Origin of the sequence: Skermanella stibiiresistens SB22, assembly GCF_000576635.1 — a bacterium.
Classification (GTDB): domain Bacteria; phylum Pseudomonadota; class Alphaproteobacteria; order Azospirillales; family Azospirillaceae; genus Skermanella; species Skermanella stibiiresistens.
On sequence record NZ_AVFL01000049.1, the window covers coordinates 13,313 to 35,495 of the forward strand.

The 22,183-nt window shown below is 67.3% G+C and carries 23 protein-coding genes and 1 pseudogene; 12 read left to right on the forward strand and 12 right to left on the reverse strand.

Features of this window, described 5'->3' with window-relative positions; genetic code table 11:
- Positions 1-5 precede the first annotated feature (5 nt).
- The 5 genes from N825_RS39985 to N825_RS32960 all read right to left on the reverse strand — a co-directional run bounded on the left by N825_RS39985 (position 6) and on the right by N825_RS32960 (position 3,489).
- Positions 6-977: a PRC-barrel domain-containing protein gene (locus tag N825_RS39985; protein ID WP_198039024.1), complete on the reverse strand. Its 972-nt coding sequence runs from the start codon at positions 975-977 to the stop codon at positions 6-8.
- The gene (locus tag N825_RS39990; RefSeq protein ID WP_037461097.1) at positions 974-1,369 is read right to left on the reverse strand and encodes a phage holin family protein; all 396 of its coding nucleotides are present in this window, start codon (positions 1,367-1,369) and stop codon (positions 974-976) included. Before N825_RS39990 ends, N825_RS39985 begins: the two co-directional genes overlap by 4 nt.
- Positions 1,370-1,463: 94 nt before the next feature.
- On the reverse strand, positions 1,464-2,186 hold the full coding sequence (locus N825_RS37325) for a thermonuclease family protein (RefSeq protein WP_084165285.1): 723 nt from the start codon (positions 2,184-2,186) through the stop codon (positions 1,464-1,466).
- A gap of 86 nt (positions 2,187-2,272) precedes the next feature.
- Positions 2,273-3,076, reverse strand: coding sequence for an OmpA family protein (locus tag N825_RS32955; RefSeq protein WP_037461099.1), 804 nt, complete (start codon positions 3,074-3,076; stop codon positions 2,273-2,275).
- Positions 3,077-3,090: 14 nt separating this feature from the next.
- Entirely contained in the window at positions 3,091-3,489 is a 399-nt protein-coding gene (locus N825_RS32960; protein WP_037461101.1) for a DUF4398 domain-containing protein, read from the reverse strand.
- 217 nt (positions 3,490-3,706) lie between these two features.
- Here N825_RS32960 and N825_RS32965 point away from each other — a divergent pair, with 217 nt between their 5' ends.
- The gene (locus N825_RS32965) at positions 3,707-4,732 is read left to right on the forward strand and encodes an SMP-30/gluconolactonase/LRE family protein (RefSeq protein WP_157619710.1); all 1,026 of its coding nucleotides are present in this window, start codon (positions 3,707-3,709) and stop codon (positions 4,730-4,732) included.
- 24 nt (positions 4,733-4,756) lie between these two features.
- Here N825_RS32965 and N825_RS32970 read toward each other — a convergent pair whose 3' ends face one another.
- The 7 genes from N825_RS32970 to N825_RS33000 form a co-directional block, all read right to left on the reverse strand.
- Positions 4,757-5,335: an ArsC/Spx/MgsR family protein gene (locus tag N825_RS32970; protein ID WP_425423764.1), complete on the reverse strand. Its 579-nt coding sequence runs from the start codon at positions 5,333-5,335 to the stop codon at positions 4,757-4,759.
- The gene (locus N825_RS32975; protein WP_037461106.1) at positions 5,289-6,527 is read right to left on the reverse strand and encodes a Zn-dependent hydrolase; all 1,239 of its coding nucleotides are present in this window, start codon (positions 6,525-6,527) and stop codon (positions 5,289-5,291) included. The genes N825_RS32970 and N825_RS32975 overlap by 47 nt, the downstream gene beginning before the upstream one ends.
- A gap of 33 nt (positions 6,528-6,560) precedes the next feature.
- A complete protein-coding gene (locus tag N825_RS32980; protein ID WP_037461107.1) occupies positions 6,561-7,082 on the reverse strand; it encodes an ankyrin repeat domain-containing protein in 522 nt (173 codons plus the stop codon).
- Positions 7,083-7,160: 78 nt separating this feature from the next.
- Positions 7,161-7,652, reverse strand: coding sequence for a peptidoglycan-binding domain-containing protein (locus N825_RS32985; protein WP_037461108.1), 492 nt, complete (start codon positions 7,650-7,652; stop codon positions 7,161-7,163).
- A 45-nt stretch (positions 7,653-7,697) separates the two neighbouring features.
- Complete coding sequence (locus N825_RS32990; RefSeq protein ID WP_084165286.1) at positions 7,698-8,336, reverse strand: rRNA large subunit pseudouridine synthase E; 639 nt, start codon at positions 8,334-8,336, stop codon at positions 7,698-7,700.
- Between the two features lie 10 nt (positions 8,337-8,346).
- Entirely contained in the window at positions 8,347-8,817 is a 471-nt protein-coding gene (gene msrA / locus N825_RS32995) for a peptide-methionine (S)-S-oxide reductase MsrA (protein ID WP_037461110.1), read from the reverse strand.
- 34 nt (positions 8,818-8,851) lie between these two features.
- Positions 8,852-9,544: a dienelactone hydrolase family protein gene (locus tag N825_RS33000; protein WP_051513917.1), complete on the reverse strand. Its 693-nt coding sequence runs from the start codon at positions 9,542-9,544 to the stop codon at positions 8,852-8,854.
- A gap of 129 nt (positions 9,545-9,673) precedes the next feature.
- Between N825_RS33000 and mepA the strand changes: the two genes are divergently transcribed.
- The 11 genes and pseudogenes from mepA to N825_RS33055 form a co-directional block, all read left to right on the forward strand.
- Positions 9,674-10,561, forward strand: a complete 888-nt coding sequence (gene mepA / locus N825_RS33005) for a penicillin-insensitive murein endopeptidase (protein ID WP_037461147.1) — start codon at positions 9,674-9,676, stop codon at positions 10,559-10,561.
- Positions 10,562-10,693: 132 nt separating this feature from the next.
- Positions 10,694-11,368 (forward strand): GntR family transcriptional regulator, encoded by a 675-nt coding sequence (locus tag N825_RS33010; protein ID WP_051513922.1) that lies wholly within the window; start codon positions 10,694-10,696, stop codon positions 11,366-11,368.
- Entirely contained in the window at positions 11,368-12,414 is a 1,047-nt protein-coding gene (locus tag N825_RS33015; RefSeq protein ID WP_084165287.1) for an ABC transporter ATP-binding protein, read from the forward strand. The genes N825_RS33010 and N825_RS33015 overlap by 1 nt, the downstream gene beginning before the upstream one ends.
- 23 nt (positions 12,415-12,437) lie before the next feature.
- A complete protein-coding gene (locus N825_RS33020; protein ID WP_037461112.1) occupies positions 12,438-13,532 on the forward strand; it encodes an ABC transporter ATP-binding protein in 1,095 nt (364 codons plus the stop codon).
- A 41-nt stretch (positions 13,533-13,573) separates the two neighbouring features.
- Entirely contained in the window at positions 13,574-15,091 is a 1,518-nt protein-coding gene (locus tag N825_RS33025) for an ABC transporter substrate-binding protein (protein ID WP_037461113.1), read from the forward strand.
- 47 nt (positions 15,092-15,138) lie between these two features.
- Complete coding sequence (locus tag N825_RS33030) at positions 15,139-16,080, forward strand: ABC transporter permease (RefSeq protein ID WP_037461115.1); 942 nt, start codon at positions 15,139-15,141, stop codon at positions 16,078-16,080.
- A 14-nt stretch (positions 16,081-16,094) separates the two neighbouring features.
- Positions 16,095-16,985 carry an ABC transporter permease gene (locus N825_RS33035; RefSeq protein WP_037461116.1) on the forward strand — a complete coding sequence of 297 codons (891 nt, stop codon included), beginning with the start codon at positions 16,095-16,097 and terminating at the stop codon, positions 16,983-16,985.
- 28 nt (positions 16,986-17,013) lie between these two features.
- Positions 17,014-18,825: a gamma-glutamyltransferase family protein gene (locus tag N825_RS33040; protein WP_037461118.1), complete on the forward strand. Its 1,812-nt coding sequence runs from the start codon at positions 17,014-17,016 to the stop codon at positions 18,823-18,825.
- A gap of 84 nt (positions 18,826-18,909) precedes the next feature.
- On the forward strand, positions 18,910-19,734 hold the full coding sequence (locus N825_RS33045; protein ID WP_037461120.1) for a sulfite exporter TauE/SafE family protein: 825 nt from the start codon (positions 18,910-18,912) through the stop codon (positions 19,732-19,734).
- Between the two features lie 116 nt (positions 19,735-19,850).
- Entirely contained in the window at positions 19,851-21,038 is a 1,188-nt protein-coding gene (locus N825_RS33050; RefSeq protein WP_198039025.1) for a DUF2336 domain-containing protein, read from the forward strand.
- A gap of 67 nt (positions 21,039-21,105) precedes the next feature.
- Positions 21,106-22,183, forward strand: a pseudogene (locus N825_RS33055) (hypothetical protein); the annotation flags it as partial.

Below are 22,183 nucleotides of genomic sequence, written 5' to 3' on the forward strand. Positions count from 1 at the left end.
GGACGCTAGCGCGCGAAGCGCATCTCGACACGGCCGCTCCAGGCGGGATCGGCCATGTCGGGCCAGTCGTTCTTGTCGAAACCTTCCAGCCGCTCGAGCCGATCGCGATCCGCATCCAGCACGAACCGCTTTTCCGCCTCGTTCAGGCGGAGCGCGCGCCAAGGAAGGGCGAACAGCTTCCCGCCGAAGCCCAAGGTTCCGCCGAACGACATGACGGCGTAGACCACCCGCCCGTCGGTTAGATCGACCATGGTCGCCTCGATCGTCCCCAACTCCTCGCCCAGGGGATTGCGGACGCCATCGCCGGCGAGCGATCCCGCCGACATGACACGTCGGTGCAGAATATCGCCGTCACGGCCCATCCAGAAGTGGTGGACCCTGCCGCTCCAGCACAGGTCGGCCATGTCGGGCCAGTTGTCCTTGTCGAAGCCAGGTGCCTCCTTGAGGCGCGCCTTGTCCATGTCGATGGTCACTTGCCGCTTCCGCTCGTCGACGCGAAGCGCCTGCCACGGCAGCGCGAACAGCTTTTCGCCCATTCCCAGGATGCCGCCGAACGACAGCACCGCGTAGGCGACGCGTCCGGTCGGAACATCGATCATGATGTCCTCGATCCGTCCCAGCGGCTGGTTTTCCAAGTTGCGGACATCATCGCCAATCAGCGACTGGGCCGACAGCACGCCTCTCCGGCGCCATCCCTTGGCATCGGCCACGAAGCGGTCCGGCTGGGGCGTGGTCGAGGCGACCGACACCGCCAGCCACGCCACACCCAGCGCGATCAGCGCCGCCGGGATGGGATTGTCGCGGATCGCGTCGGCCAGCCGGTGACCGCCGCGCGACCGCAGCGCGCCGGTGATCTCATCCAGCAACTCCCGGGGTGCCACCTTGCTTTCCAGCTGCGACAGCGTCCGCGCCAGATTGGCTTGGGTCTCGCCGATCTCGCGCTGGATCTCCGACGCGGAGCGGCCATACCCGGTCACGACGCGCGGCTCCGGACCAGACCAGCGTCCCCCTTCAGGGTTTCCATCGTCCGCTCAGGCTTCAGGTTCAGGTTCCTCATGTTGCTGACGCCCTTCAGCAACATGATGACACCGACCAGTAGAACAGCGCCGCCGACGATCAGGGCCGCCATCCATGGCACCACCACCTTTTCCAAGCCATATGTCGCCGCCAGCATCAGGAACAGGATACCGACGAACAGCACGGCGCCACCCACGACCAGCGCCACGCCGCCGCGGGTGATCTGCCCGACTTTCTGTCCAGCCTCGACGCGAGCCAATTCGATCTCGCGTTTGACCAGGAGGGTAGCCTCCTGGCGCAGGTTGGCGAAGAGACCGCTCAAGGGCAAATCAACCGTCCTGTTTTCTTGCATTCTCCACTCCCGCTGACAGTCGCGCGCCCCGAAGGTCGGAGACGACACCACGAACAGTCGCACAACCACCGAGACGCGCCGGAGTTCCCGAAAATTACGGAGATCCGGGCTTCGGCCCGTGTGAACCCGCGTGTTCATAACCAGCCGCCGCGGCTTGCTCGTCGCCGCAAAAGCGGCGCTCGCCCGTTGCCGGTTCGGCCGACACCTCGCCATAGCCGGGATCGGTCGGCACGATGTAGACCTTGACACCATCCTGGACGAACGCCTTGACAGGGCAATGCGCCGGGGCTTGCCTTTCGGCGTCCAGGCGCTCCCCGGCGCGCCATCGTTCCGGTGACACGAAGTCGCCGCGCCATATGCCCAGCCGGCTATCCTTCGCCACCCTCTGCGCCTCGGAGTATTCGGGTGACGCTCCGGGTTTCGCGACGGCCATCCCTTGCTGGACGAGCAGCAGAGCCAAATTGCCAGCCCTGCCGACGCACTGGACCTCGCCGCCGCCTTGGTCACGCGACGGTGGGTTGCACGACACCGGCATGAACCCGAGCATCTTGCGGAGCGCGAAGGCGGCCTCGTGGCCGCACTCGTACAAGGTCGACTTGTTCAAGCATCGTTGACCCAGTTCGGGCGCGTCGATACCACCCAACTGATGGACGATACCCGACACCTCGACAGTATCGCCGTCGATAACATGGACCGGCGGTTCGCCGCTGCCGCTGGCCGGGTCGGCGGCCAAAGCGCCGCCATGCCCCAGGGCCAGCATCCAGGCCACGGCCAGCACCCAAGCGGGTTTGGAAGATCGGATCCTCAGTGACCTCATGGCAAGCGAACCCTCCGCCACCCGTCAGGGCGCCACCGCGTTGGTTGCGCCGACCCATGACGGAGGGTAGCGATCATAACCGAGTCTCAAGCACCACGGGGCGGAATCGAGCCGTTCTCGTCCGAAATCGTGATCTCGACGCGCCGGTTCTGCTGGCGCCCACCGCTCGTGTTGTTGCTGGCGACGGGAAGTGCCGGCCCAAGACCCCGTGTCACGATGCGCTGCGGGTTGATCCCCTGCGAAACCAGGGCCTGACGAACGGACTCCGCCCGGCGCTCGGACAGGGTCTGGTTCAGTTCAACGCTACCGGTGCTGTCCGTAAAACCCGTGATCTCGACCGACCGGTTCGGGTTCTGGCGCATGAACGCCGCCAACTGGGTAACGGTGCGGTCCGCCGCCGGGCGCAGTTCGGCGCGCCCGACCTCGAACAGAACGTCACCCAGCGTCAGCACCATGCCGCGGTCGGTCTGCTTGGCCTGAAGCTCGGCCAGCTGCCGTTGCAGGCTCTGGACCTGACCCGAGCGGGCGTTGAGCATCACCTGGTCGCGGCTCTGGTTGGCCTGGGTGATCTGCTGCTCCGCGTCGCGCAGGGCGGCGGTCTGGGCGGCGATGTCGGCGCGGCGGGCCGCCAGATAGGCTTCGTGGTCGACCGCGGCGACATCCTCGCCTGCCGCCTGGGCGGCCTGGGCATCGCGAAGCTGCTGCTCGGCGCGCTGGAGTTCGAGCGCCGCGGTGCTCACGACCTTGGGATCGTTGCGGACGCTGTCGTAGGCGGAGGCCGCCCGGCTGACGGTCGGCGTCTCGGTCGGGGAATTGGCGCAGGCGGCCAGCAACGCGCAGGCGGAGGCGCCCAGCGCCAGACGGCGCAGGATGGTCATGTGCTTGTTCATTTCCAGCGTCTCCCTCAACTCGTCGGCCGATTCATGGGACCGGCGTTCAACTCGCGGCGCAGCGTGTCGATGCTGGACTGCACGGCGGCAACGGCTTCCTTGGTGGTCGCGGTACGCGCCTTCAGTTCGGCGAGACGGGCGTCGACCTCGGCCTCCTCGGCCAGTCGGAGCGCCTTCTCGTTGTTCTCGTCCTGCATCTCGCGGCGGGCGCCTTCCAGCTTGTCGCGCGCCATGTTGAGTTCCACGGGTGAATGCTGGACGGCACCAGCTTCCTCGGCGTTGCGGATGATGTTGTCCGACAGCGTCACTTGTTCCGTCGGCGCCGGGACGTTGCCGGCGCAGGCGCTCAGCGCCAGGGCGCCGGCGACCAGGCAAATCCCGCCCAGGCTCCGGGTTTTTGACGGTATTGGCATGACAACACACTCTCGTCGGCTGTTGAACTTCGCGGGTCACGCCCGCACCGCTCTACAACCAGCAAGAACCATGGTTGTTCCATCGCAAGGTTTAAGGGAACTCGGATGGGTATGGACTGACCGGACATATCGCCAAGCCGGCGTGCCAGTGTCATCCTCTCGACGTAAACCAAAGAGTGCAGCCATCCAATCAGCTGCCAAACCGGGAGGAAACATCATGGAAATCGCGAGAAGAGCGCTCTTTAAAACGGCCGCCGCGGGCGCCGCGACGCTGGCCGCCGGTCCAGCCCTGGCCCGCGACTGGGGCGATCCGCAGCCCGTGCGTTATCCCGATGACGCGATCGAGGTCGTGGACAAGAGTTTCGCCAACTACCGCGTCGGTAACGCCAACGTGGAGCGTCTGGCGACGGGGCTGCGCTGGGCCGAGGGACCAGTTTATTTCCGGGACGGCGGCTATCTCGTCTGGAGCGACATCCCCAACAACCGGCTGATGCGGTGGACCGAGGAGAGCGGCGCGGTCAGCGTCTTCCGTGCCAATTCCAATTACACCAACGGCAACACCCGCGACCGCCAAGGCCGGTTGATCAGCTGCGAACATGGCGGCCGGCGCGTCACCCGGACCGAATACGACGGGAGCATCACCGTCCTGATCGACAGCTTCGAGGGCAAGCGGCTGAACGCTCCAAACGACGCGGTGGTGCATTCCGACGGTGGCATCTGGTTCACCGATCCCGGCTACGGCATCCTCAGCGACTACGAGGGCGGCAAGGCCCAGTTCGAGCTGCCGACCAACGTCTACCGGATCGACCCCGGCACGGGACGCGCCACCGTCGTCGCCGGGGATTTCCGCCGACCCAACGGGCTCTGCTTCTCCCCGGACCAGTCGAAGCTCTACATCGCCGACACCGGCGAGGACGTGCCAAAGCAAATCCGCGTGTTCGATGTGGTGGATGGCAAGAGCCTGACCAATGGCCGCGTTTTCGCCGACATGGCGCCGGGCTTGGCGGATGGCATGCGCACCGACATCGACGGCAACGTCTGGGCCGCGGCCGGCTGGGCTGGCGAAGGCTTCGACGGGGTCCATGTCTTCTCGCCCGAAGGCAAGATCATCGGCAAGATCCACCTGCCGGAGATCTGCTCGAACGTCTGCTTCGGCGGCCCCCGGAGGGACCGCCTGTTCATGACCGGCAGCACGTCGCTCTACGCGGTCTACGTCAACACCAAGGGCGCCCTGCTGCCCTGACGCCCTTCGGCCTGACTAACCTGATCAGTGATGATGATGACCATGCCCATGGTCGCAACGGCCCTGGGCATGCTTGTCCTCGCATGACATGCCATCCGACACCGGGACGAGGCTGATCCAGGCGTTGAGCGTCGTCGGGTCGTACCCGACCTCGCGGCGGTCGCCGACCTGGATCAGCGGACGGCGGATCAGGTCGGGGTCCTTGATCAGGACCTCGATCGCCGCCGCCTCGTCCAGTTCCGCCGGCACGACGGCCTTGCTGCGGACGGCGGGCGCGAAGCGGTTGAACCACTCCTCGACGGGACGGTCGTTGAAATAGGGGCGCAACGTCTCCGGCGTCCAGGGCTCGGACAGCAGGTCGCGGGCGATCACCGTGTGGCCGGCGGCCTCCAGTTGGGTCTTCTGCTTGGCGTTGGCTGTATCGTCGGGCTTGGCATAGAAAAGAACTTCGGCCATGGGGGGTCTCCGGTAATGCTGCGTTGACCCCATTGTGCAACGCCACACCTCCCGTTTCCCCCGCGCGATCCGTCGCACCTTCCCACACGCGCCCCGTCGATCAGGCGTTCGCCAGCGTGACCAGCGCCTCGGCCAGCACGCGCGCACCCGCCGCCAGGTCCGCTGGCTTGGCGTTCTCCGCCTCGTTATGGCTGATGCCGCGTTCGCAGGGCACGAAGATCATGCCGCTGGGGCAGACGTCCTGAAGGAACTTGGCGTCGTGCAGCGCCCCCGAGGACAGGTCCATCGTGGGGATGGCCAAGCGCTCGGCGGCGCCGCGCATGGCGGCGATGACGGCCGGGTCGAACTCGGCCGGCTGGCTGTTGAAGGTCTCGATGATCGTGACCGTGCACGGATTGGCGTGGGCCCGGCAAACCGCGTCGACCTGATCGCCCAGGCGCTTCAGGGTCGAGGCCTCTGGATGGCGGAAGTCGATGGTGAAGAAGACCCGGCCCGGAATGGTGTTGGGCGATCCCGGCTGGACCTCGAACCGGCCGACGGTGAAGCGGACAAGGTCCTCCTCGTCGAACATCAGCCGTTCCAGCGCCGACACCATGGCGATGGCGGCGGTCAGCGCGTCGCGCCGGTTGCGGCGCGGGGTGGTTCCCGCGTGGGCCTCGTCACCCAGGATCTCGACCGCGAACCAGCGCGAGCCCTGCATGCCCGTGACGATCCCGACGGGCACGCCGGCATCCTCCAGCCTGGGGCCTTGCTCGATATGGCATTCCAGATAGGCCGCCACGGGGAAGCCCAGGGGTCGCACCGGCATGCCGCGCTCGCTCGCCAGCACCGCCGCCAGCGCGTCGCGGGCGGAGATGCCGTCGCGGTCGACCGCCTGCAGGATCTGGTCGAGCGGAACGGCACCGGTGAAAGCCGCCGACCCGGAGCAACCGGGCTGGAAGCGCGAGCCCTCCTCGTTGGTCCAGGACACCACTTCGATCGGCCGCTTTGTCACGACGCCCGCCTCGTGGATCGCTTGCAACGCCTCGAAGGCGGCGAGCACGCCGAACGCGCCGTCGAACTTGCCGCCGGTCGGCTGGGTGTCGAGGTGGGACCCGCTGATCACCGGCGGCAGGCTATCGTCAGTGCCGGCCCGCCGCAGGAACAGGTTGCCGATCGGATCGGTCGCGACGGAGAAGCCAAGCTCGTCGCCCCAGCGCGCCAGCAAGCTCCGCGACTGGGCGTCGCCCGGGGACAGGGCTGGACGGTTGACGCCCCCGCCCGGCAGGGCGCCGATCTTGGCCATCGCCATGTGGCGCTTCCAGAGGCGGGCTTCGTCGATATACGGGATCCTGGTCATGCTCGAGCCTGCGCGGAGGAGGGAACGACTTGTCTAGCGTCGCGCGGCGGCGCGGGCAAGCTGTCCGGGCGTGTCCGGCGCGTTCATGATCTCGGCCGCCGCCTGCGCCGTGTTGCCGCCTGCGTCGCGGAGATCGATCGTGGCGCCCCGCCTCAGCAGCAAATCGACGATCTCGGTCCGGTTGAACATCGCCGCCGTCATCAAGGCGGTCCTGCCACCATTGCCAGCGCCATCGACATCGGCACCCGCGTCCAGCAGCATGTTGACGATGCCGATGTCACCCTTGAACGCGGCCGCCGCCAAGGGCGTCTGTCCCCTGTCGTTCGCCAGTTCCATGTCGGCGCCGTGGTCGAGCAGCAGCTTGACGACGCCGGCGTTGCCATTATACGCGGCGATCATCAGCAGGCTGTCGCCCTTCTCGTTCCGCAGGTTGGGCGGCAATCCCCGCACCATGTACTCGGCCACCTCGTCGGTCAGGCCGGCCCTGACCTTCTGGAAGACCTCCAGCAGGAACGCGAGCGTTTCCTCGTCCATCTGAGGCGCTTGATTGGCCATGTCATTTCTCCCAGGTCCATTCGCCATGGGATGAACGAACGAGCGCGCGATTCCGCCCCAACCTTCCGGACCGTGATCTCACCGCGCGGCGGCCCGCACCGCCTCCAGCAACGCGAGGTCGGGCTCCGGACCAAGCTCGATGCCATGGGCTTCGGCGAAGGCGGCGATGGCGCCGTGGGTCTTGCGTCCCATCAGGCCGTCGGCTGGTCCAGGATCATAGCCGGCGTCCTTCAGCAGCGTCTGGATCTCGCGCAATTCGCCGCGTGTCACCAGACGCGGGCGCTCCGGCTTCGGCACGGTCGCGGCTGGGACCTGGGATGAGGTCAGGGGTGGTGCTGCCGGCTTCGCGGTGGTGACTGGCGCGACCTTGGCCACCAGGGGAACCGGCTTTGGCGGCGCCACGATGCTGGGGTTGTTCAGAGCCGCCATGTAGAACAATCCGAACAACGCCGCCGACAAAAGGCCAATGACGACCATCGGGCCAGTGGCGGGAGCGTTCGAGGCTTTCGGAGCGGGCGGTTCGCCGCTCGGCACCGCCGGAAGCCTGAACTGGCCGAGATCGATCGACATGGGGGTACCCGACACGCTTGGGATGTGGAAGCCAGCGTGATTTTATCAGCTTCCAGGCTTCGAGGTGATGGAAATCTCACGCCATTGACCGGGCGCCAACCCGTCGAAGGTCCAGTCCCCGACCGCGCGCCGGATCAGGCGCAGCGTCGGGAAGCCCACCGCGGCGGTCATGCGGCGAACCTGCCGGTTACGCCCCTCCCGCAACACCAGCTCGATCCAGGATGTCGGTATTTCGGCGCGATATCTGATGGGAGGATCGCGTGGCCACAACCCAGCCGGTTCCTCGATCAGGCTGGCCCCGGCGGGCAGCGTCGGCCCATCGTTCAGCGTGACGCCCCCCCGAAGCGCCTCCAGCGCCCGTTCGTCCGGGACGCCCTCGACCTGCGCCCAGTAGGTTTTCGGCCGCTTGTGACGCGGGTCGGCGATCCGCGCGGTCAGCTTGCCGTCGTCGGTCAAGACCAGCAGGCCTTCGCTGTCGCGGTCCAAACGGCCCGCGACGTAGACACCGGGGATCTTGATGAATTCCGACAGCGTCGCCCGGCCGTGCTCCCGGTCGGTGAACTGCGACAGCACGTCGTAGGGTTTGTTGAACAGGATCACCCTGCCCGCGCGCGGCGGGGCCGCCTTCGGACGCGTCACCTTTCGATGCGCGGCCTTGGGATCGAACGCCTTGCCGCCCCTCATCGCGCGTCGGTCAGATGTGGCACGACGCCATGCCCCGGCGCTCCAGGTAGCGCTGGTGATAGTCCTCGGCGCGCCAGAAGGCCGAAGCCGGCGTGATCTCGGTCACGATCGGCCGGGCGAAGCGGCCCGACGCCTGCGCCCGCTCCAGCGAGGCGCGGGCCATCGCCTCCTGCGCCGGGGAATGGGTGAAGATCGCGGAGCGGTACTGCGCTCCAGCGTCGGGTCCCTGCCGGTTCAAGGTCGTCGGATCGTGGATCTGCCAGAACACGTCGAGTATCTGGTCGAAGGAGACCCGCGCGGGATCGAACTCGACCTCGACCACCTCCGCGTGGCCGGTCTCGTCCGAGCAGACGTCGTCGTAGGTCGGGTTCTCCGTGGTGCCGCCAAGATAGCCCACCGCCGTGCCGGTCACGCCGTCGACATGACGGAACGCCGCCTCCACTCCCCAGAAGCATCCGGCGCCGAACGTCGCTTTTTCCATGATCCGCCTCCCGTCGTCGCGTGTCCTCCACCCGCTAGCGCAGGTAGAGCCCCAGAAAGTCGAAGGTGCGCTGATCGGCCAACTTGCCCGCCTCCGCCTCGGCACCAGAAGCGCCGGGACGGGCGAAGCCATGGCCGACGCCAGGATAAGTGTGAATGGCGACGCCCGCAACGGGGCACAGGCGATCGACCAGCCGTTTGCGCGTCTCCGGCGGGATGAACGGATCCTTCTCGCCCAGATGCATCATGAACGGGCGGGTCAGCTTGACCGCCTCCGCCAAGTGCTTGTCGATGTTGGTGCCATAGTACGCGACGTTCGCCTGGGTATCGCCCCGGCACGCCATCAGGAAGGCGATCCTGCCGCCGGCGCAATATCCGACGGTGGCGACCCGCTCGTTGCACAGCCCCATCTCACGCAGATGGAGCACGGCGGCCTTGACGTCCCCCAGCATCTGGTCGTCACTGGACTCGGCCATCCGCCGCCTGCCCTCCTCGAGCGCCGCCTCGTCCCCGGGCTCGATCTCCGGCAGGTCGCCCTGCCGCCAAGTCAGGCTGGGACAGATCGCCAGGAAACCCGCTTCGGCGAAGCGGTCGGCGACGGCGCGCATCGTCTTGTTGAGGCCGAAGATCTCATGGATCAGCACGACACCCCCGACCCGGCTCCGGTCAGGCTCGGCGAGATAGGCCGGCATCTGGTGGTCGTGCACATCGATCGTAATGTCCGGCATTTCTCCACTCCCTGCGAGTACGGTCCTCGTTGATTCGGGCAACCGTGTATTAACCAGATTATGCTACACGGCTGAAAGACGTATGGGGAGACTCCCGAACGCCATAGCCAACTTAAAATGGTCGAAGTCATGCTAAGCAATATATCGGCCAGGATATCGGCGTCCCTTCCAGCCATCGCCTTCCTCGTCGGCCTGGCGGCCGGCACGGCTCTTCCGGCCCACGCCCAACCCCATCAAGCGGCTGAATGGGGAAAAGTCTCGGCCCCGGCGCCGGGATCGCCGCGGATCTTCGGGTCATACACCAACGGATGCATCGGGGGCGCCCGGTCGCTGCCGACCGAAGGTCCGGGCCATCAGGTCGTCCGCCTGTCGCGGACGCGGTATTTCGGCCATCCGGAGACGATCGAGTACCTGCTCAATCTCGGCCAGCGCGTCGCGGCGACCGATCTGGGAACCTTGCTGGTCGGCGACGTGTCGCAGCCGCGGGGCGGGCCGATGCCCAGCGGGCACGCGAGCCACGAGGTCGGATTGGACGCCGATATCTGGCTGCGGCTCGACCTGCCGCCACTGCCCCGGTCCCAGCGCGAGGACCTGGATCTGCCCAGCGTGATCGACCCCATCACCAAGCATGTCGATCCCCGTCTGTTCACCGATACCCAGGCGATGCTGTTGCGGCTGGCCGCGGACGATCCGCGCGTCACGCGCATCTTCGTCGCCCCCGGCATCAAGCAGGCGCTGTGCGAACGGACATGGCCCGACCGGTCGTGGCTGCGCCTGATCCGCCCCTGGTTCGGGCACGAGGCGCATTTCCACGTCCGCATGACCTGTCCGCCCGACCAGCCGCAATGCGCCGATCAAGCCCCTCCGCCGCCCGGCGACGGCTGCGGCGCCGAACTGGCGAGCTGGTTCGAGAAACCGCCGCCGGTGCCCACCCCCGCGCCGCCGCCGAAGGTGAAACCGGAGCCTCCGCCGATGCCCGTCGCCTGTGCCGGAATTCTCGTGATGCCGCCTCACTAGGCAAACGGCGGTTCATTAAAACAGCATTTCGCCCATGATGTAATCGTAAAATTTCCGTTAACAAAGCGCTTGCGCATCTTTCGTTCGCTCTCCTAATATCGTTATCGATAATGATATTGGGCAGGGGCGATCATGGCGCGGCTCGGCGAGGCGGGGACGATCCAGTTCAGCAAGGTTCGGAAGGGCAGCGTGCTCTACGACGACCTGCGCCGGCAGATCGTCAAGGGCGGGTTGAAGCCCGGCGATCCGATGCTGGAGATCACCGTCGCCCGCGAATACGGCTGTAGCCAGGGCACCGTCCGCGAGGCCCTGATGCGGCTCCAGGAAGACGGTTTGGTCGTCCGCGGCGGCTACAAGGGAACGACGGTCTCGGTGACCGGCCCGGCCGAGGCCCGCGAGATGCAGTTAATGCGGCTCCACCTGGAGACGCAGGGCGTCCGCCGGGCCGCATCCTTGATCGACGACCAGTTCCTCGCCCGCTTGTCGGGCATCGTCGAGGAGATGGAGCGGGTGGCGGAGGCCGGCGACGAGTACGCGCTGACCGAGCTGGATTGCGAGTTCCATCTGACGATCTTCGGCCGAGCCGGCCTTCCCGCGCTCGACGCGATCCTCAGCCGCTGCCTGCTCCACCTTCACCGGATCACGCTGGCGGAACCGGGCCGCACCCGCCCGCTGCTGATCTCCGCCCAACGCCATTGGGACGTGATCGACGCCCTGCGGACGCGTGACGCCACCACGGCGGTCGCGGCGATCACCCATCACATCAACACCGTTCTGGAAACCGGCATCGCCGGTGAGGAGGGCTGATGGCTCCATCACCAATCCTGGCGCGGGCCTCCGCTCGATCGGACGCCAACACGAACCCCGCCCTGGCGGCTCCGGTCGCCGAGATCCGCGACCTCCAGGTTGGCTTTCGCACCGACGAGGGTGGCTTCAACGTGCTCGACGGCGTGTCGTTCACGGTGCGGACCGGCCGGACGCTCTGCCTGGTCGGTGAATCGGGTTGCGGCAAGAGCGTCACCGCCCTGTCGATCATGGGTTTGCTGGCTCCCAACGCGATCGTCGGCCACGGCGAGATCCTGCTCGACGGCACCAACCTCCTGGATCTGTCGCGGAAGGAGTTGAACGAGCGCCGCGGCGACCGGATGGCGATGATCTTCCAGGAGCCGATGACCTCGCTGAACCCGGTCTTAACCATCGGCGACCAGATCGTCGAGGGTATCCGGCGTCACCGACCGGTCGGACGGGCGGAGGCGGAACGCCACGCGGTCGAGATGCTGAAGCGGGTGCGCATCCCGGCGCCCGAGCAGCGCATGGGCGACTACCCCCACCAGCTTTCCGGCGGCATGCGCCAGCGCGTGATGATCGCGATGGCGCTCGCCAACGATCCCCGCCTGCTGATCGCGGACGAGCCGACCACCGCCCTGGACGTCACCATCCAGGCGCAGATCCTGGACCTGATCAAGACGCTCCAGGACGAGACCGGCACCGCCGTGCTGCTGATCACCCATGACCTGGGCGTCGTGGCGGAGGTGGGCGACGACGTCGCGGTCATGTATGCCGGGCGTATCGTCGAGCAGGCCTCGGTCACCGACCTGTTCGCAGACCCGCAACACCCCTACACGCTGGGGTTGCTGAGTTCGATCCCGCGTCTCGATTCCGAGATCGGCCGCCTGCCGACCATCCGGGGTTCCGTGCCCGCCCCCGCCGACATGCCGTCGGGCTGCCGCTTCTCGACCCGCTGCCCCTTCGCCGACGATCACTGCCGGACGGAGGAACCGCCGCTGGCCGACCTGTCGCCCGGCCACGCCGTCGCCTGCTGGAAGGCCCCGCTGGAAGTGCGCGCGGCCTGAGGAAGGCTTGAGGAAGGATCGCCATGACGATGCCACCAGAGAACATTCTTGAGATCAACGGCCTGACCAAGCACTTCGCCACCGGCAAATCGCTGCTGCCCGGTATCGGCCGGTCGGTCAAGGCGGTCGACGGCGTCAGCTTCACGGTCCGCAAGGGCGAGACGCTGGCGATCGTCGGCGAGAGCGGTTGTGGCAAGTCCACCCTGGCCCGCCTGATCCTGCGGCTGATCGATCCGACCGGCGGCACCGTCCGCTTCCACGGCCAGGATATCGCCAGTGTGCGCGAGCGCGACATGCGCCCGCTGCGCGCCCGCATGCAGATGATCTTCCAAGACCCCTTCGCCTCGCTCAACCCGCGCATGACCGTGGGCGAGATCCTGACCGAGCCGATGCGGGTCCACAAACTGGGCTCGCGGCGCGAACAACGGGAGAGGATGGCCGAGTTGCTGGAACTGGTCGGCCTGTCGGCGCGCCACGCCGACCGTTACCCGCACGAGTTCAGCGGCGGCCAGCGCCAACGCATCGGCATCGCCAGGGCCTTGGCGGCGGGGCCGGAACTGGTGATCGGAGACGAGCCGGTATCGGCCCTGGATGTGTCGGTCCAGGCCCAGGTGATCAACCTGCTGGAGGATCTGAAACAGCGGCTCGGCCTGACGCTGGTGATCATCTCCCACGATCTGGCGGTGGTCCGGCACATGTCCGACCGCGTCGGCGTCATGTATCTGGGCAAGATGGTCGAACTGGCCGATACCAACGCCCTGTTCACGGCGCCGCGCCACCCCTACACCCAGGCGCTGATGTCGGCGGTGCCGCTGCCCGACCCCATGGCGCGGGCCAACCGGCAATTGCTGGAAGGCGACGTTCCCAGCCCGCTCAATCCCCCCAGCGGCTGCCGGTTCCACACACGTTGCCCCCACGTCCGCGACCGCTGCCGGACCGAGGAGCCGGTCATGGGCCCAAACGCCGAAGACCACGGCGTCGCCTGCCACTTCTGGCGGGAGATCGAGGCGCCGCCTCGGCCCGACGCCGCGGCACGGCCGATCAGCGCGGTCTATGCCCGGCGGCGAGCCCTCTACATGGAGCGCAGGGCGCTCCAGGAAGAAGCGCCAGCCCTTTGAGGCGGCGCATCCAAAGCCCAGGAACAGGGAGCCTTCGACTCATGACATTCAAGCCTTGGCACGCCGGCCTGCTGGCCGCTGGTCTCCTCACCCTCGTGGCATCGGGAGCCACCGCGCAGACGTTGCGCGTTGGCCTGCAGGAAGATCCCGATCTGCTCGACCCGGATCTCGCCCGCTCCTTCGTGGGGCGCATCGTCTTCGCCGGCCTGTGCGACAAGCTGGTCGACCTGGGGCCGGATCTGGAGTTCGTCCCCCAACTCGCGATGGAATGGTCGTGGTCCGCCGACAACAAGGCGCTGACGATGAAGCTGCGCCAGGGTGCCACCTTCCACGATGGCGAGCCGTTCAACGCCGAGGCGGTCAAGTTCAACATCGAGCGCTCGCTCAACCTGCCCGGCTCGACCCGGCGCAGCGAGATCGCCGCCGTCACCTCGGTGGATGTCGTCGATCCGTACACGGTGCGGCTCAACCTGTCGCAACCCTTCGCCCCCTTGCTGGCCGCCTTGTCGGACCGCGCCGGCATGATGATCTCGCCCAAGGCGGCGCGCGAGGCCGGCCAGGACTTCAGCCGCAATCCCGTCTGCTCCGGCCCCTACAAGCTGACCGAGCGGGTGGCCCAGGACCGCATCGTGCTGGAGAAGTTTCCCCAGCACTGGAACGCGGCGGCGTACCCGATCCAGAAAGTCATTTACCTGCCGATCCCCGACACCACGGTGCGGCTGGCGAACCTGCAATCCGGTGGGCTCGACATCATCGAGCGGACGGCGCCGGCCGACCTCCCCACCGTGCGGAGCGACAGCTCGCTGAAGCTGGAGCAGGCGACCAGCCTCGGCTACCAGGGGATCACGCTGAACCTCGCCAATGGTCCCAAGTCCGAGACCCCGCTGGGCAAGGACCCCAAGGTGCGCGAGGCGTTCGAACTGGCGCTCGACCGGACGATCATCAACCAGGTCGGCTTCGAGGGCGAGCACACCGTCGGCAACCAGCCGGTGGCACCCTCCAACCCATATTACGACAAGAACGCGCCGGTGCCGGAACGAGACCTGGAGCGCGCCAAGAAGCTGATGGCAGAAGCTGGCCATGGGCGTGTCAAGGTCGAGCTGATGGCGCCGAACAGCCCCGACAACCTGCGCGTCGCCGAGGTGATCCAAGCACTGGCGGGAGAAGCCGGGTTCGACGTGTCGGTCAACGCGACCGAGTTCGCCTCCGGGCTCGACCGCCAGACTCGCGGCGACTTCGAGGCGTTCCTGATCGGCTGGAGCGGCCGGGCCGATCCGGACGGCAACATCCACAACTTCATCTCGTGCAAGGGTGGGCTCAACGACGGCAAGTACTGCGACGCCGAGGTCGACCAGCACTTGAACGCCGCGCGCACGACGACCGACACGGCGGCCCGCAAGGCCGAGTACGCCAAGGCGGCGGATCTCTACCTGGCCGCCCGCCAGCGGATCTACCTGTACCACCAGAACTGGTTCTGGGCGATGACCTCCAAGCTGAAGGGTTTCAAGCCCCATCCGGACGGCATGATCCGCCTGGAGAACGTCAGCCTGGGCAAGTGATCTCCAACCAGATCCCCACTCTCCGCGACTAAGGGAGGAACGCCCCCTTGCTGGCATACATGGCGCGGCGCCTCGCCGTCAGCATCCCGACCCTGCTGCTGATCTCGATGATGGTCTTCTCGCTTCAGCTGCTGCTTCCCGGCGATCCGGCGCTCGCCATCGCCGGGGAGGAGCGCAGCCCCGAGGTGCTGGCGGCGATCCGCGAGATGTACCATCTGAACGACCCCGTCCCGGTCCAGTACTGGCACTGGCTGACCGGAGTCCTGTCGGGCGACATGGGTCAGTCGATCCGAAGCCGGATGCCGGTCACCGAGCTGATCATGACCAAGCTGCCGGTCACGCTCCAGCTCGCCACCATGGCCATGATCATCGCGCTGGCCATCGGCATCCCCGCCGGCATCGTCTCGGCGGTGCGGAAGGGCACCGCCTGGGACGTGGGGGCCAACGTGGTGGCCCTATCTGGCATCTCGATCCCCAATTTTTGGCTCGGCATCATGCTGATCATGCTGGTATCTGTCCAATGGGGATTGCTGCCGGCGTCGGGCTACGCCAGTCCGCTGGAGGACCTGTCGCGGAACCTCCAGACCATGATCATGCCGGCCTTCGTGCTGGGCACCGGCATCGCGGCGATCATGATGCGGCATACCCGGAGTGCCATGCTGTCGTCGCTCCGCGCCGACTATGTCCGGACCGCCCGCGCCAAGGGCTTGTCGGAGCGTGTCGTCGTCCTGCGCCACGCGCTCCGCAACGCCCTGATCCCGGTGGTCACGCTGGGCACGCTCCAGCTCGGCGAGTTGCTATCCGGCGCCGTGCTGACGGAGCAGATCTTCACCATCCCCGGCTTCGGCAAACTTGTGGTCGATGCGGTGTTCAACCGGGATTACGCCGTCGTCCAGGGCGTCGTCCTGTTCACCGGAACCGCCTTCATCCTGATGAACCTGCTGGCCGACATGCTGTACTTCCTGTTGAACCCCCGGCTCCGCGCCTGAGGGAGGACACCATCATGACCATGGGCAACGCGCTCGCCACGGCATCGCCGAACCGACCCGTCCCCAGCCGGAGCCGGTCCCGCGTCTGGCGGAAGCTCAGGAGCAATCCGGCGGCCCTGGCGGGCGGCATCATCGTCCTGCTGTTCATCGCGATGGCCATCGCGGCCCCGCTGATCGCCCCCTACGATCCCAACGTGTCGAGCTGGCTGACGATCCGGAAGCCGCCGACGGCGGCGCACTGGATGGGCACCGACGATGTCGGGCGGGATGTCCTGTCCCGGCTGATGGTCGGCAGCCGCGCCTCGCTGTCCGCCGGAATCGTCTCGGTCGCCATCGCCTTGCTGATCGGCGTGCCGTTCGGCGTGATCTCGGGCTATTACGGCGGCTGGATGGACGCGGTGATCTCCCGCGTGACGGAGGCGGTGCTGGCCTGCCCGTTCCTGATCCTCGCCATAGCGCTGGCCGCCTTCCTCGGCCCCAGCCTGACCAACGCGATGATCGCGATCGGCATCTCGGCGGCCCCGATCTTCGCGCGTCTGGCGCGGGGTCAGGTGCTGTCGGTCAAGACGGAGGATTACGTCCAGGGTGCGCGCGCGGTTGGCTGTTCCAATCTCAGGATCATCCTTCGCTACATCCTGCCCAACATCTTCCCGCCCCTGCTGGTCCAATCGACCCTGACCGTCGCGACCGCGATCATCGCGGAGGCCAGCCTGTCGTTCCTCGGGCTGGGCCAGCAACCGCCGGACCCTAGCTGGGGCAGCATGCTGAACACCGCCAAGAACTTCATCACCCAAGCCCCCTGGATGGCGATCTGGCCCGGCATCGCGATCTTCGTCGTGGTGTTCGGCTTCAACATCCTGGGCGACGGACTGCGCGACGCGCTCGACCCGCGCGACAGCCGCTGAACAAAAAGCAAAGAGGGATCAGCTCATCATGTTCACCACCCGTCCGGAAATCCTGGGCACCTTCGGCGCCGTCACGACGACCCATTGGCTCGCCTCCGCCGCCGGCATGGCGGCGCTGGAGAAGGGCGGCAACGCCTTCGACGCCGCCGTTACCGCCGGCTTCGTGCTCCAGATCGTCGAGCCGCACCTGAACGGACCGGCTGGCGAGGTGCCGATCCTGATGTACAACGCGTCGGAAGGGCGGGTCCGGGTGATCTGCGGCCAAGGCACCGCTCCCGCCGCAGCGACCATCGAGGCTTACAGGAACGAGGGGCTGACCCTGGTGCCCGGTACTGGCCTGCTTGCCGCCGTGGTTCCCGGCGCGTTCGACGCTTGGCTGACCATGCTGCGTGACCACGGGACCATGGAATTGTCCGAGGTGCTGGAGCCGGCGATTTACTACGCCGAGACCGGCCACCCGATGCTGGCCCGCGTCTCGCAGTCGATCGACACGGTCAGCGGCATGTTCCGCGAGGACTGGCCGACATCGGCGGCGACTTGGCTGCCCAACGGCGACGTGCCCCAACCCGGAGCGCTGTTCAGGAACCCCCGGCTGGCGGCGACCTACAAGCGGCTGGTCCGCGAGGCGCAGGGCCCCACCCGCGAGTCGCGCATCCAGGCCGCCCGCGACCAATTCTACCGGGGATTCGTGGCCGAGGCGATCGATCGCTTCTGCCGGACCAACGAGGTGATGGACGTCTCGGGCCAGCGTCACCGCGGCATGCTGACCGGCCACGACATGGACGGCTGGAAGGCGACCTACGAGGAACCGCTGACCTACGACTATCGCGGCCATACCGTCTGCAAGACGGGGCCGTGGGGCCAGGGTCCCGTCTTCCTGCAGCAGTTGGCGCTGCTCAAGGGCTTCGACCTGGACGCCATGGACCCGAACGGCCCCGACTTCATCCATACCGTGATCGAGTGCATGAAACTCGCCTTCGCCGACCGCGAGGCCTATTACGGCGACCCCAACTTCGTCGACGTGCCGATGGAGACCCTGCTCTCCGACGCCTACAACGACGAGCGCCGCAAGCTGGTCGGCGACACCGCCTCCCTCGACCTGCGGCCGGGCCGGGTTCCGGGTTTCGAAGGACAGGCGGACCGCGCCGTGCCGGGTGCCGCCGGACGGGTCGGGGGAGATGCCAGCGGTGCCGGGGCCGGCGAGCCGACCATGGCCCATCTTTCCGAGAAGCGCGTCGCCGAGGAGCGGGGCGAGAAGCGCGGCGACACCTGTCACATCGACGTGATCGACCGCTGGGGAAACATGGTCTCGGCGACGCCCAGCGGCGGCTGGCTGCAAAGCTCGCCGATCATCCCCGAACTGGGCTTCTGCCTGACCAGCCGGGCGCAGATGTTCTGGCTGGAGGAGGGCCTGCCGGCCAGTCTGGCGCCGCGCAAGCGTCCGCGCACCACCCTGACACCCTCCATGGCGCTCCGCGACGGCAAGCCCTATCTCGCGTTCGGCACGCCGGGCGGCGACCAGCAGGACCAATGGCAGCCGATCTTCTTCCTGCGTCATATCCATTATGGCCTCAACCTTCAGGAGACGATCGACCAACCCCTGTTCCACACGGAGCATTTCCCGGGCTCGTTCTATCCACGCGCCAGCCGACCGGGCAGCCTATCGGTGGAGGCCAACCTACCCACCTCGACCATTGAGGAATTGCTGCACCGCGGGCATAACGTGGAAGTAATGCCGGAATGGTCGATTGGCCGTCTCTGCGCCGCTTCCCACTGGGATGGCATCATCAAGGCCGCGGCCACGCCCCGACTGATGCAAGCCTACGCGATCGGCCGTTAGACCTTCGGGCTTCAGACTGGACGCTCCCCCGCTCCGGGGAGGGGGGAGCGTCGTTCAGGAAGGCCCCATCGAAATGGAAGTCACGTGACCCCGGAGCTAACCCAACTCGCCATCATGGCCGCCGTCCTGCTGGGTGTAGGCCTGTTCGGCGGCCTTCTCGCCGGCCTGCTGGGCGTCGGCGGCGGCATCGTCATCGTTCCCGTGCTCTACCACCTGCTCGACCTGCTGGACATCGACAGCGACGTCGCCATGCAACTCGCGGTTGGCACATCCCTCGCCACCATCATCCCGACCTCGATCGTGTCGATGCGCGCCCATCTTAGGAAGGACGCGGTCGACGTCACCTTGCTGAAAAGCTGGGGGCCGGCCATCGCGGTCGGCGTGGTGATCGGAGCCGTGCTGATCGGCTTGGTCGAGGGCGAGGTGCTGATCGCCGTCTTCGCGGTCACCGCCGCCGCGGTGGCCCTCCATATGGCGTTCTCGCCGGCCAGTCTGCGCCTGTCCGACCATCTGCCGACCGGCATCCCCCGCTTCGGCATCGGCATGCTGATCGGCCTGATCTCGACCATGATGGGGATCGGCGGCGGAACCCTGACGGTGCCCACCCTGGTCCTGTGCAGCTATCCGATCCGCCGCGCTGTCGGGACCGCTTCCGCGATCGGCCTGATCATCGCGTTCCCCGGAACGATCGGCGCCATCATCGGCGGCTGGGGCTCCGACGAGTTGCCGCCGTTCTCGCTGGGCAACGTCAATCTCGTGGCGCTCGCGATCCTGGCTCCGGCCACGATGCTGGCGGCCCCCTGGGGCGCGCGGCTGGCGCACTCCATCCCGGCCTTGACCCTGAAGCGCGTCTTCGCCCTGTTCCTGGGAATTACGTCGGCTCGGATGTTCTTCGACCTACTGACTTGAGCCAGTAGACCGACCCATCCGTCCAATTTTTGTCACAGCCTCGGGAAACCCTTCGTCAACTTTGGATCGCCAGGCTTCAAGCCACGATGCCGAAGTACAAGACGAAGGACCGACCCGTGCATTCACCCCTGCCCTCCTCCGCGCTTCCCAACCTCTCCGTGGCCGATGTCGCGCGCCTGATGGATCAGCCATCCGTCGCCAACCGCGTCGACACGGCGACCAAGGTCGCCGAGCAGATCCGCCAGGGCGGGCTTTCGGGAAGCGCCAACGAGATGGCGACCGAAATCCTGATGAGCTTCGCGCGGGATTCCGAGATCGCGGTGCGGCAGGCGATCGCGTGGCAGTTCCGCAATAACGACCGCCTGCCGGAGGCCTTGGCGATCCGCTTGGCCGAGGATCTGGCGGAAGTCGCCGCCCCCGTGCTGAGCCACCACGCCGGCTTCGAGGACGCTTTCCTGACGACGCTGATCGGCAAGGGCGACCAACGGAAGATGGAGGCGATCGCCGGCCGCCCGACGGTGTCGATGGTGGTCTCCGACGCCCTGATCGACGCCGGCGACGTCGCGGTGGTGTCCTGCCTGCTGGCCAACTCCGGCGCCGAGATCGCCCCCGGCGGCTTCGGCCGGATCGTGGACCGGCACGGCGACACCCAGTCGGTCGCGACCATGGTCGCCAACCACCCGATGCTCCCGGCGCCGGTCGCCTGGAAGCTGCTGGGCCGCGTCTCCGCCGCGGTGATGCGCGACTTGTCCCGGCGCCACAAGATCCCCGACATCGTGCTGGAGCGCTGCATCACCCGCGGCCGCGAAGCGGCCATGATGATGATGATCCGCCCCATGCTGGCGGATGGCGCCCATCTGCGCGGCTTCCTGGAGCAGATGCACTGGCAGCGCCAGCTGACGACCGACCTGCTGTTCCGCATGCTGTGCTCGGGCGACCTGGAAGCCTTCATCACCGGCATGGCGGTCCGGTGCGGCGTGACACGCGAGGCCGCCGCCGTGATGGTGATGGACGAGCGTCCCACCGGCCTGACGGCGGCGTTCGATCAGGCTGGCATGAAGGCGTGGCTGATCGAGCCGTTCCGCGTGGCCCTATCGGTTGCCCGCCGTTGGCCACGCACCCTGCTGAACGCGCGGCGCCGTGATTTTCAGCTGGAGGTCCTGGCCCGGGTGTTCGAACAGTGCGCCGACACGGATGAGCGCGATGTCAGCGACCTGATCCTCCAGGTCTTCGACCTGCGCGGCGACCGCTCCATCTTGGAGGCGCGCGACCGCCTGAACCTGCCGGTGCCGAAACACAACTAGCTCATTCGAAGGATGTACCCCGGTCTTTCCATTCCGTCTGGACCGACCGGTGAGGTAATAAACGCGGATGACCAGCGCACGACCCGACGCGTTCCCCGCCGAGCGAACGATGACGAGCGGCTATCGAATCCCAGTGTACGACGCGCCGCGGCCGGAGCAAACCGGTCCCGATCCCGTGGCGGAACGGGAGTCGGTGTTCAACGCCGTGCTGATGGCGGTGATGGCCGGCCGGCGCATGATGGTGGTGACGGACCTGACCCCCGATGGCGGCGGCACCGTGGCCCACCGTGTCGCCGACCATGTCGCGGCGTCCACCGGCTTGGGCCTGCTGGCGACCGCCCGCCGCGGCGCCACCTTCGAGGATCTGCTGACGCAGGTGGCGGTCACGCTGGGCGCCCGCCCGACCGACGATATCGAGCATCTGGCCGTGGCGCTGGAGCGTTGCCTGGAGGAGGCCGGCGCGGGTTTGCTCGTGGTGCGCGACGCCGATCTGCTCGACCCCACGGTGATCGCCGACATGTTCGAGCTGTCGGGCAGCGTCACTGATACCGGCCTCTACATGCAGGTCCTGCTGACCGGCGGCCCCGACCTGGACCGGCTGTTCGAGCATCCGGCCCTGACCGGCGCCGCCCGCCAAATCGCCAGCGCCCGCTGGGCGATCGGTCGCGAAGCTGCACCAGCGTCACCGCCAGCGCCCGTCGTCCAAGCGCCCTTGATCCAAGCGCGGTCTCCCGAGCCAGAACCAGAGGCAACGCCCGAAGCAAGGCCACAGCCGACATTCAAGCGCCAGCGGCGACCGGTGGAGCCGATCCAGGCGCCGATCGGTCCGGCCCCCCTGCGCCCGGAAGGCCGACCTGAGATCCACCGCGAGCGTGAACCGGCGCTGGCACCGGCGAGGCGAGGGGGAGCGCGCTGGGCGCTGGCGGCCGTCCTGGTGCTGATGGCGTTCGGCGCCGGTTTCGTCACCAACGCCCTGTGGCCACAGACGTCCCGGACCGAGTCCCGCTCAACCGCCGAACTGCTCGATGGCGATGGCCGCTCCGCTCTGACGGCTGGTTTGCCGTCGGTCCCGGCGATCCAGCCGGCGCCGCCACCCCAGACCCAACCGGGCGCGGAGCCTCCCGCCGCCACTCCCGCGTCACCAC

What these genes read in the sequence shown, in the direction of transcription:
- N825_RS33025 (WP_037461113.1), top strand. Translation starts at nt 13,574, where the DNA reads ATGACATTCAAGCCTTGGCACGCCGGCCTGCTGGCCGCTGGTCTCCTC.
- msrA (WP_037461110.1), bottom strand. Translation starts at nt 8,817, where the DNA reads ATGGAAAAAGCGACGTTCGGCGCCGGATGCTTCTGGGGAGTGGAGGCG.
- N825_RS32965 (WP_157619710.1), top strand. Translation starts at nt 3,707, where the DNA reads ATGGAAATCGCGAGAAGAGCGCTCTTTAAAACGGCCGCCGCGGGCGCC.
- N825_RS32985 (WP_037461108.1), bottom strand. Translation starts at nt 7,652, where the DNA reads ATGTCGATCGATCTCGGCCAGTTCAGGCTTCCGGCGGTGCCGAGCGGC.
- N825_RS33015 (WP_084165287.1), top strand. Translation starts at nt 11,368, where the DNA reads ATGGCTCCATCACCAATCCTGGCGCGGGCCTCCGCTCGATCGGACGCC.
- N825_RS32980 (WP_037461107.1), bottom strand. Translation starts at nt 7,082, where the DNA reads ATGGCCAATCAAGCGCCTCAGATGGACGAGGAAACGCTCGCGTTCCTG.
- N825_RS32955 (WP_037461099.1), bottom strand. Translation starts at nt 3,076, where the DNA reads ATGAACAAGCACATGACCATCCTGCGCCGTCTGGCGCTGGGCGCCTCC.
- N825_RS32960 (WP_037461101.1), bottom strand. Translation starts at nt 3,489, where the DNA reads ATGCCAATACCGTCAAAAACCCGGAGCCTGGGCGGGATTTGCCTGGTC.
- N825_RS33000 (WP_051513917.1), bottom strand. Translation starts at nt 9,544, where the DNA reads ATGCCGGACATTACGATCGATGTGCACGACCACCAGATGCCGGCCTAT.
- N825_RS39990 (WP_037461097.1), bottom strand. Translation starts at nt 1,369, where the DNA reads ATGCAAGAAAACAGGACGGTTGATTTGCCCTTGAGCGGTCTCTTCGCC.
- N825_RS32990 (WP_084165286.1), bottom strand. Translation starts at nt 8,336, where the DNA reads ATGAGGGGCGGCAAGGCGTTCGATCCCAAGGCCGCGCATCGAAAGGTG.
- N825_RS33020 (WP_037461112.1), top strand. Translation starts at nt 12,438, where the DNA reads ATGACGATGCCACCAGAGAACATTCTTGAGATCAACGGCCTGACCAAG.
- N825_RS33035 (WP_037461116.1), top strand. Translation starts at nt 16,095, where the DNA reads ATGACCATGGGCAACGCGCTCGCCACGGCATCGCCGAACCGACCCGTC.
- N825_RS32975 (WP_037461106.1), bottom strand. Translation starts at nt 6,527, where the DNA reads ATGACCAGGATCCCGTATATCGACGAAGCCCGCCTCTGGAAGCGCCAC.
- mepA (WP_037461147.1), top strand. Translation starts at nt 9,674, where the DNA reads ATGCTAAGCAATATATCGGCCAGGATATCGGCGTCCCTTCCAGCCATC.
- N825_RS33010 (WP_051513922.1), top strand. Translation starts at nt 10,694, where the DNA reads ATGGCGCGGCTCGGCGAGGCGGGGACGATCCAGTTCAGCAAGGTTCGG.
- N825_RS37325 (WP_084165285.1), bottom strand. Translation starts at nt 2,186, where the DNA reads ATGAGGTCACTGAGGATCCGATCTTCCAAACCCGCTTGGGTGCTGGCC.
- N825_RS33040 (WP_037461118.1), top strand. Translation starts at nt 17,014, where the DNA reads ATGTTCACCACCCGTCCGGAAATCCTGGGCACCTTCGGCGCCGTCACG.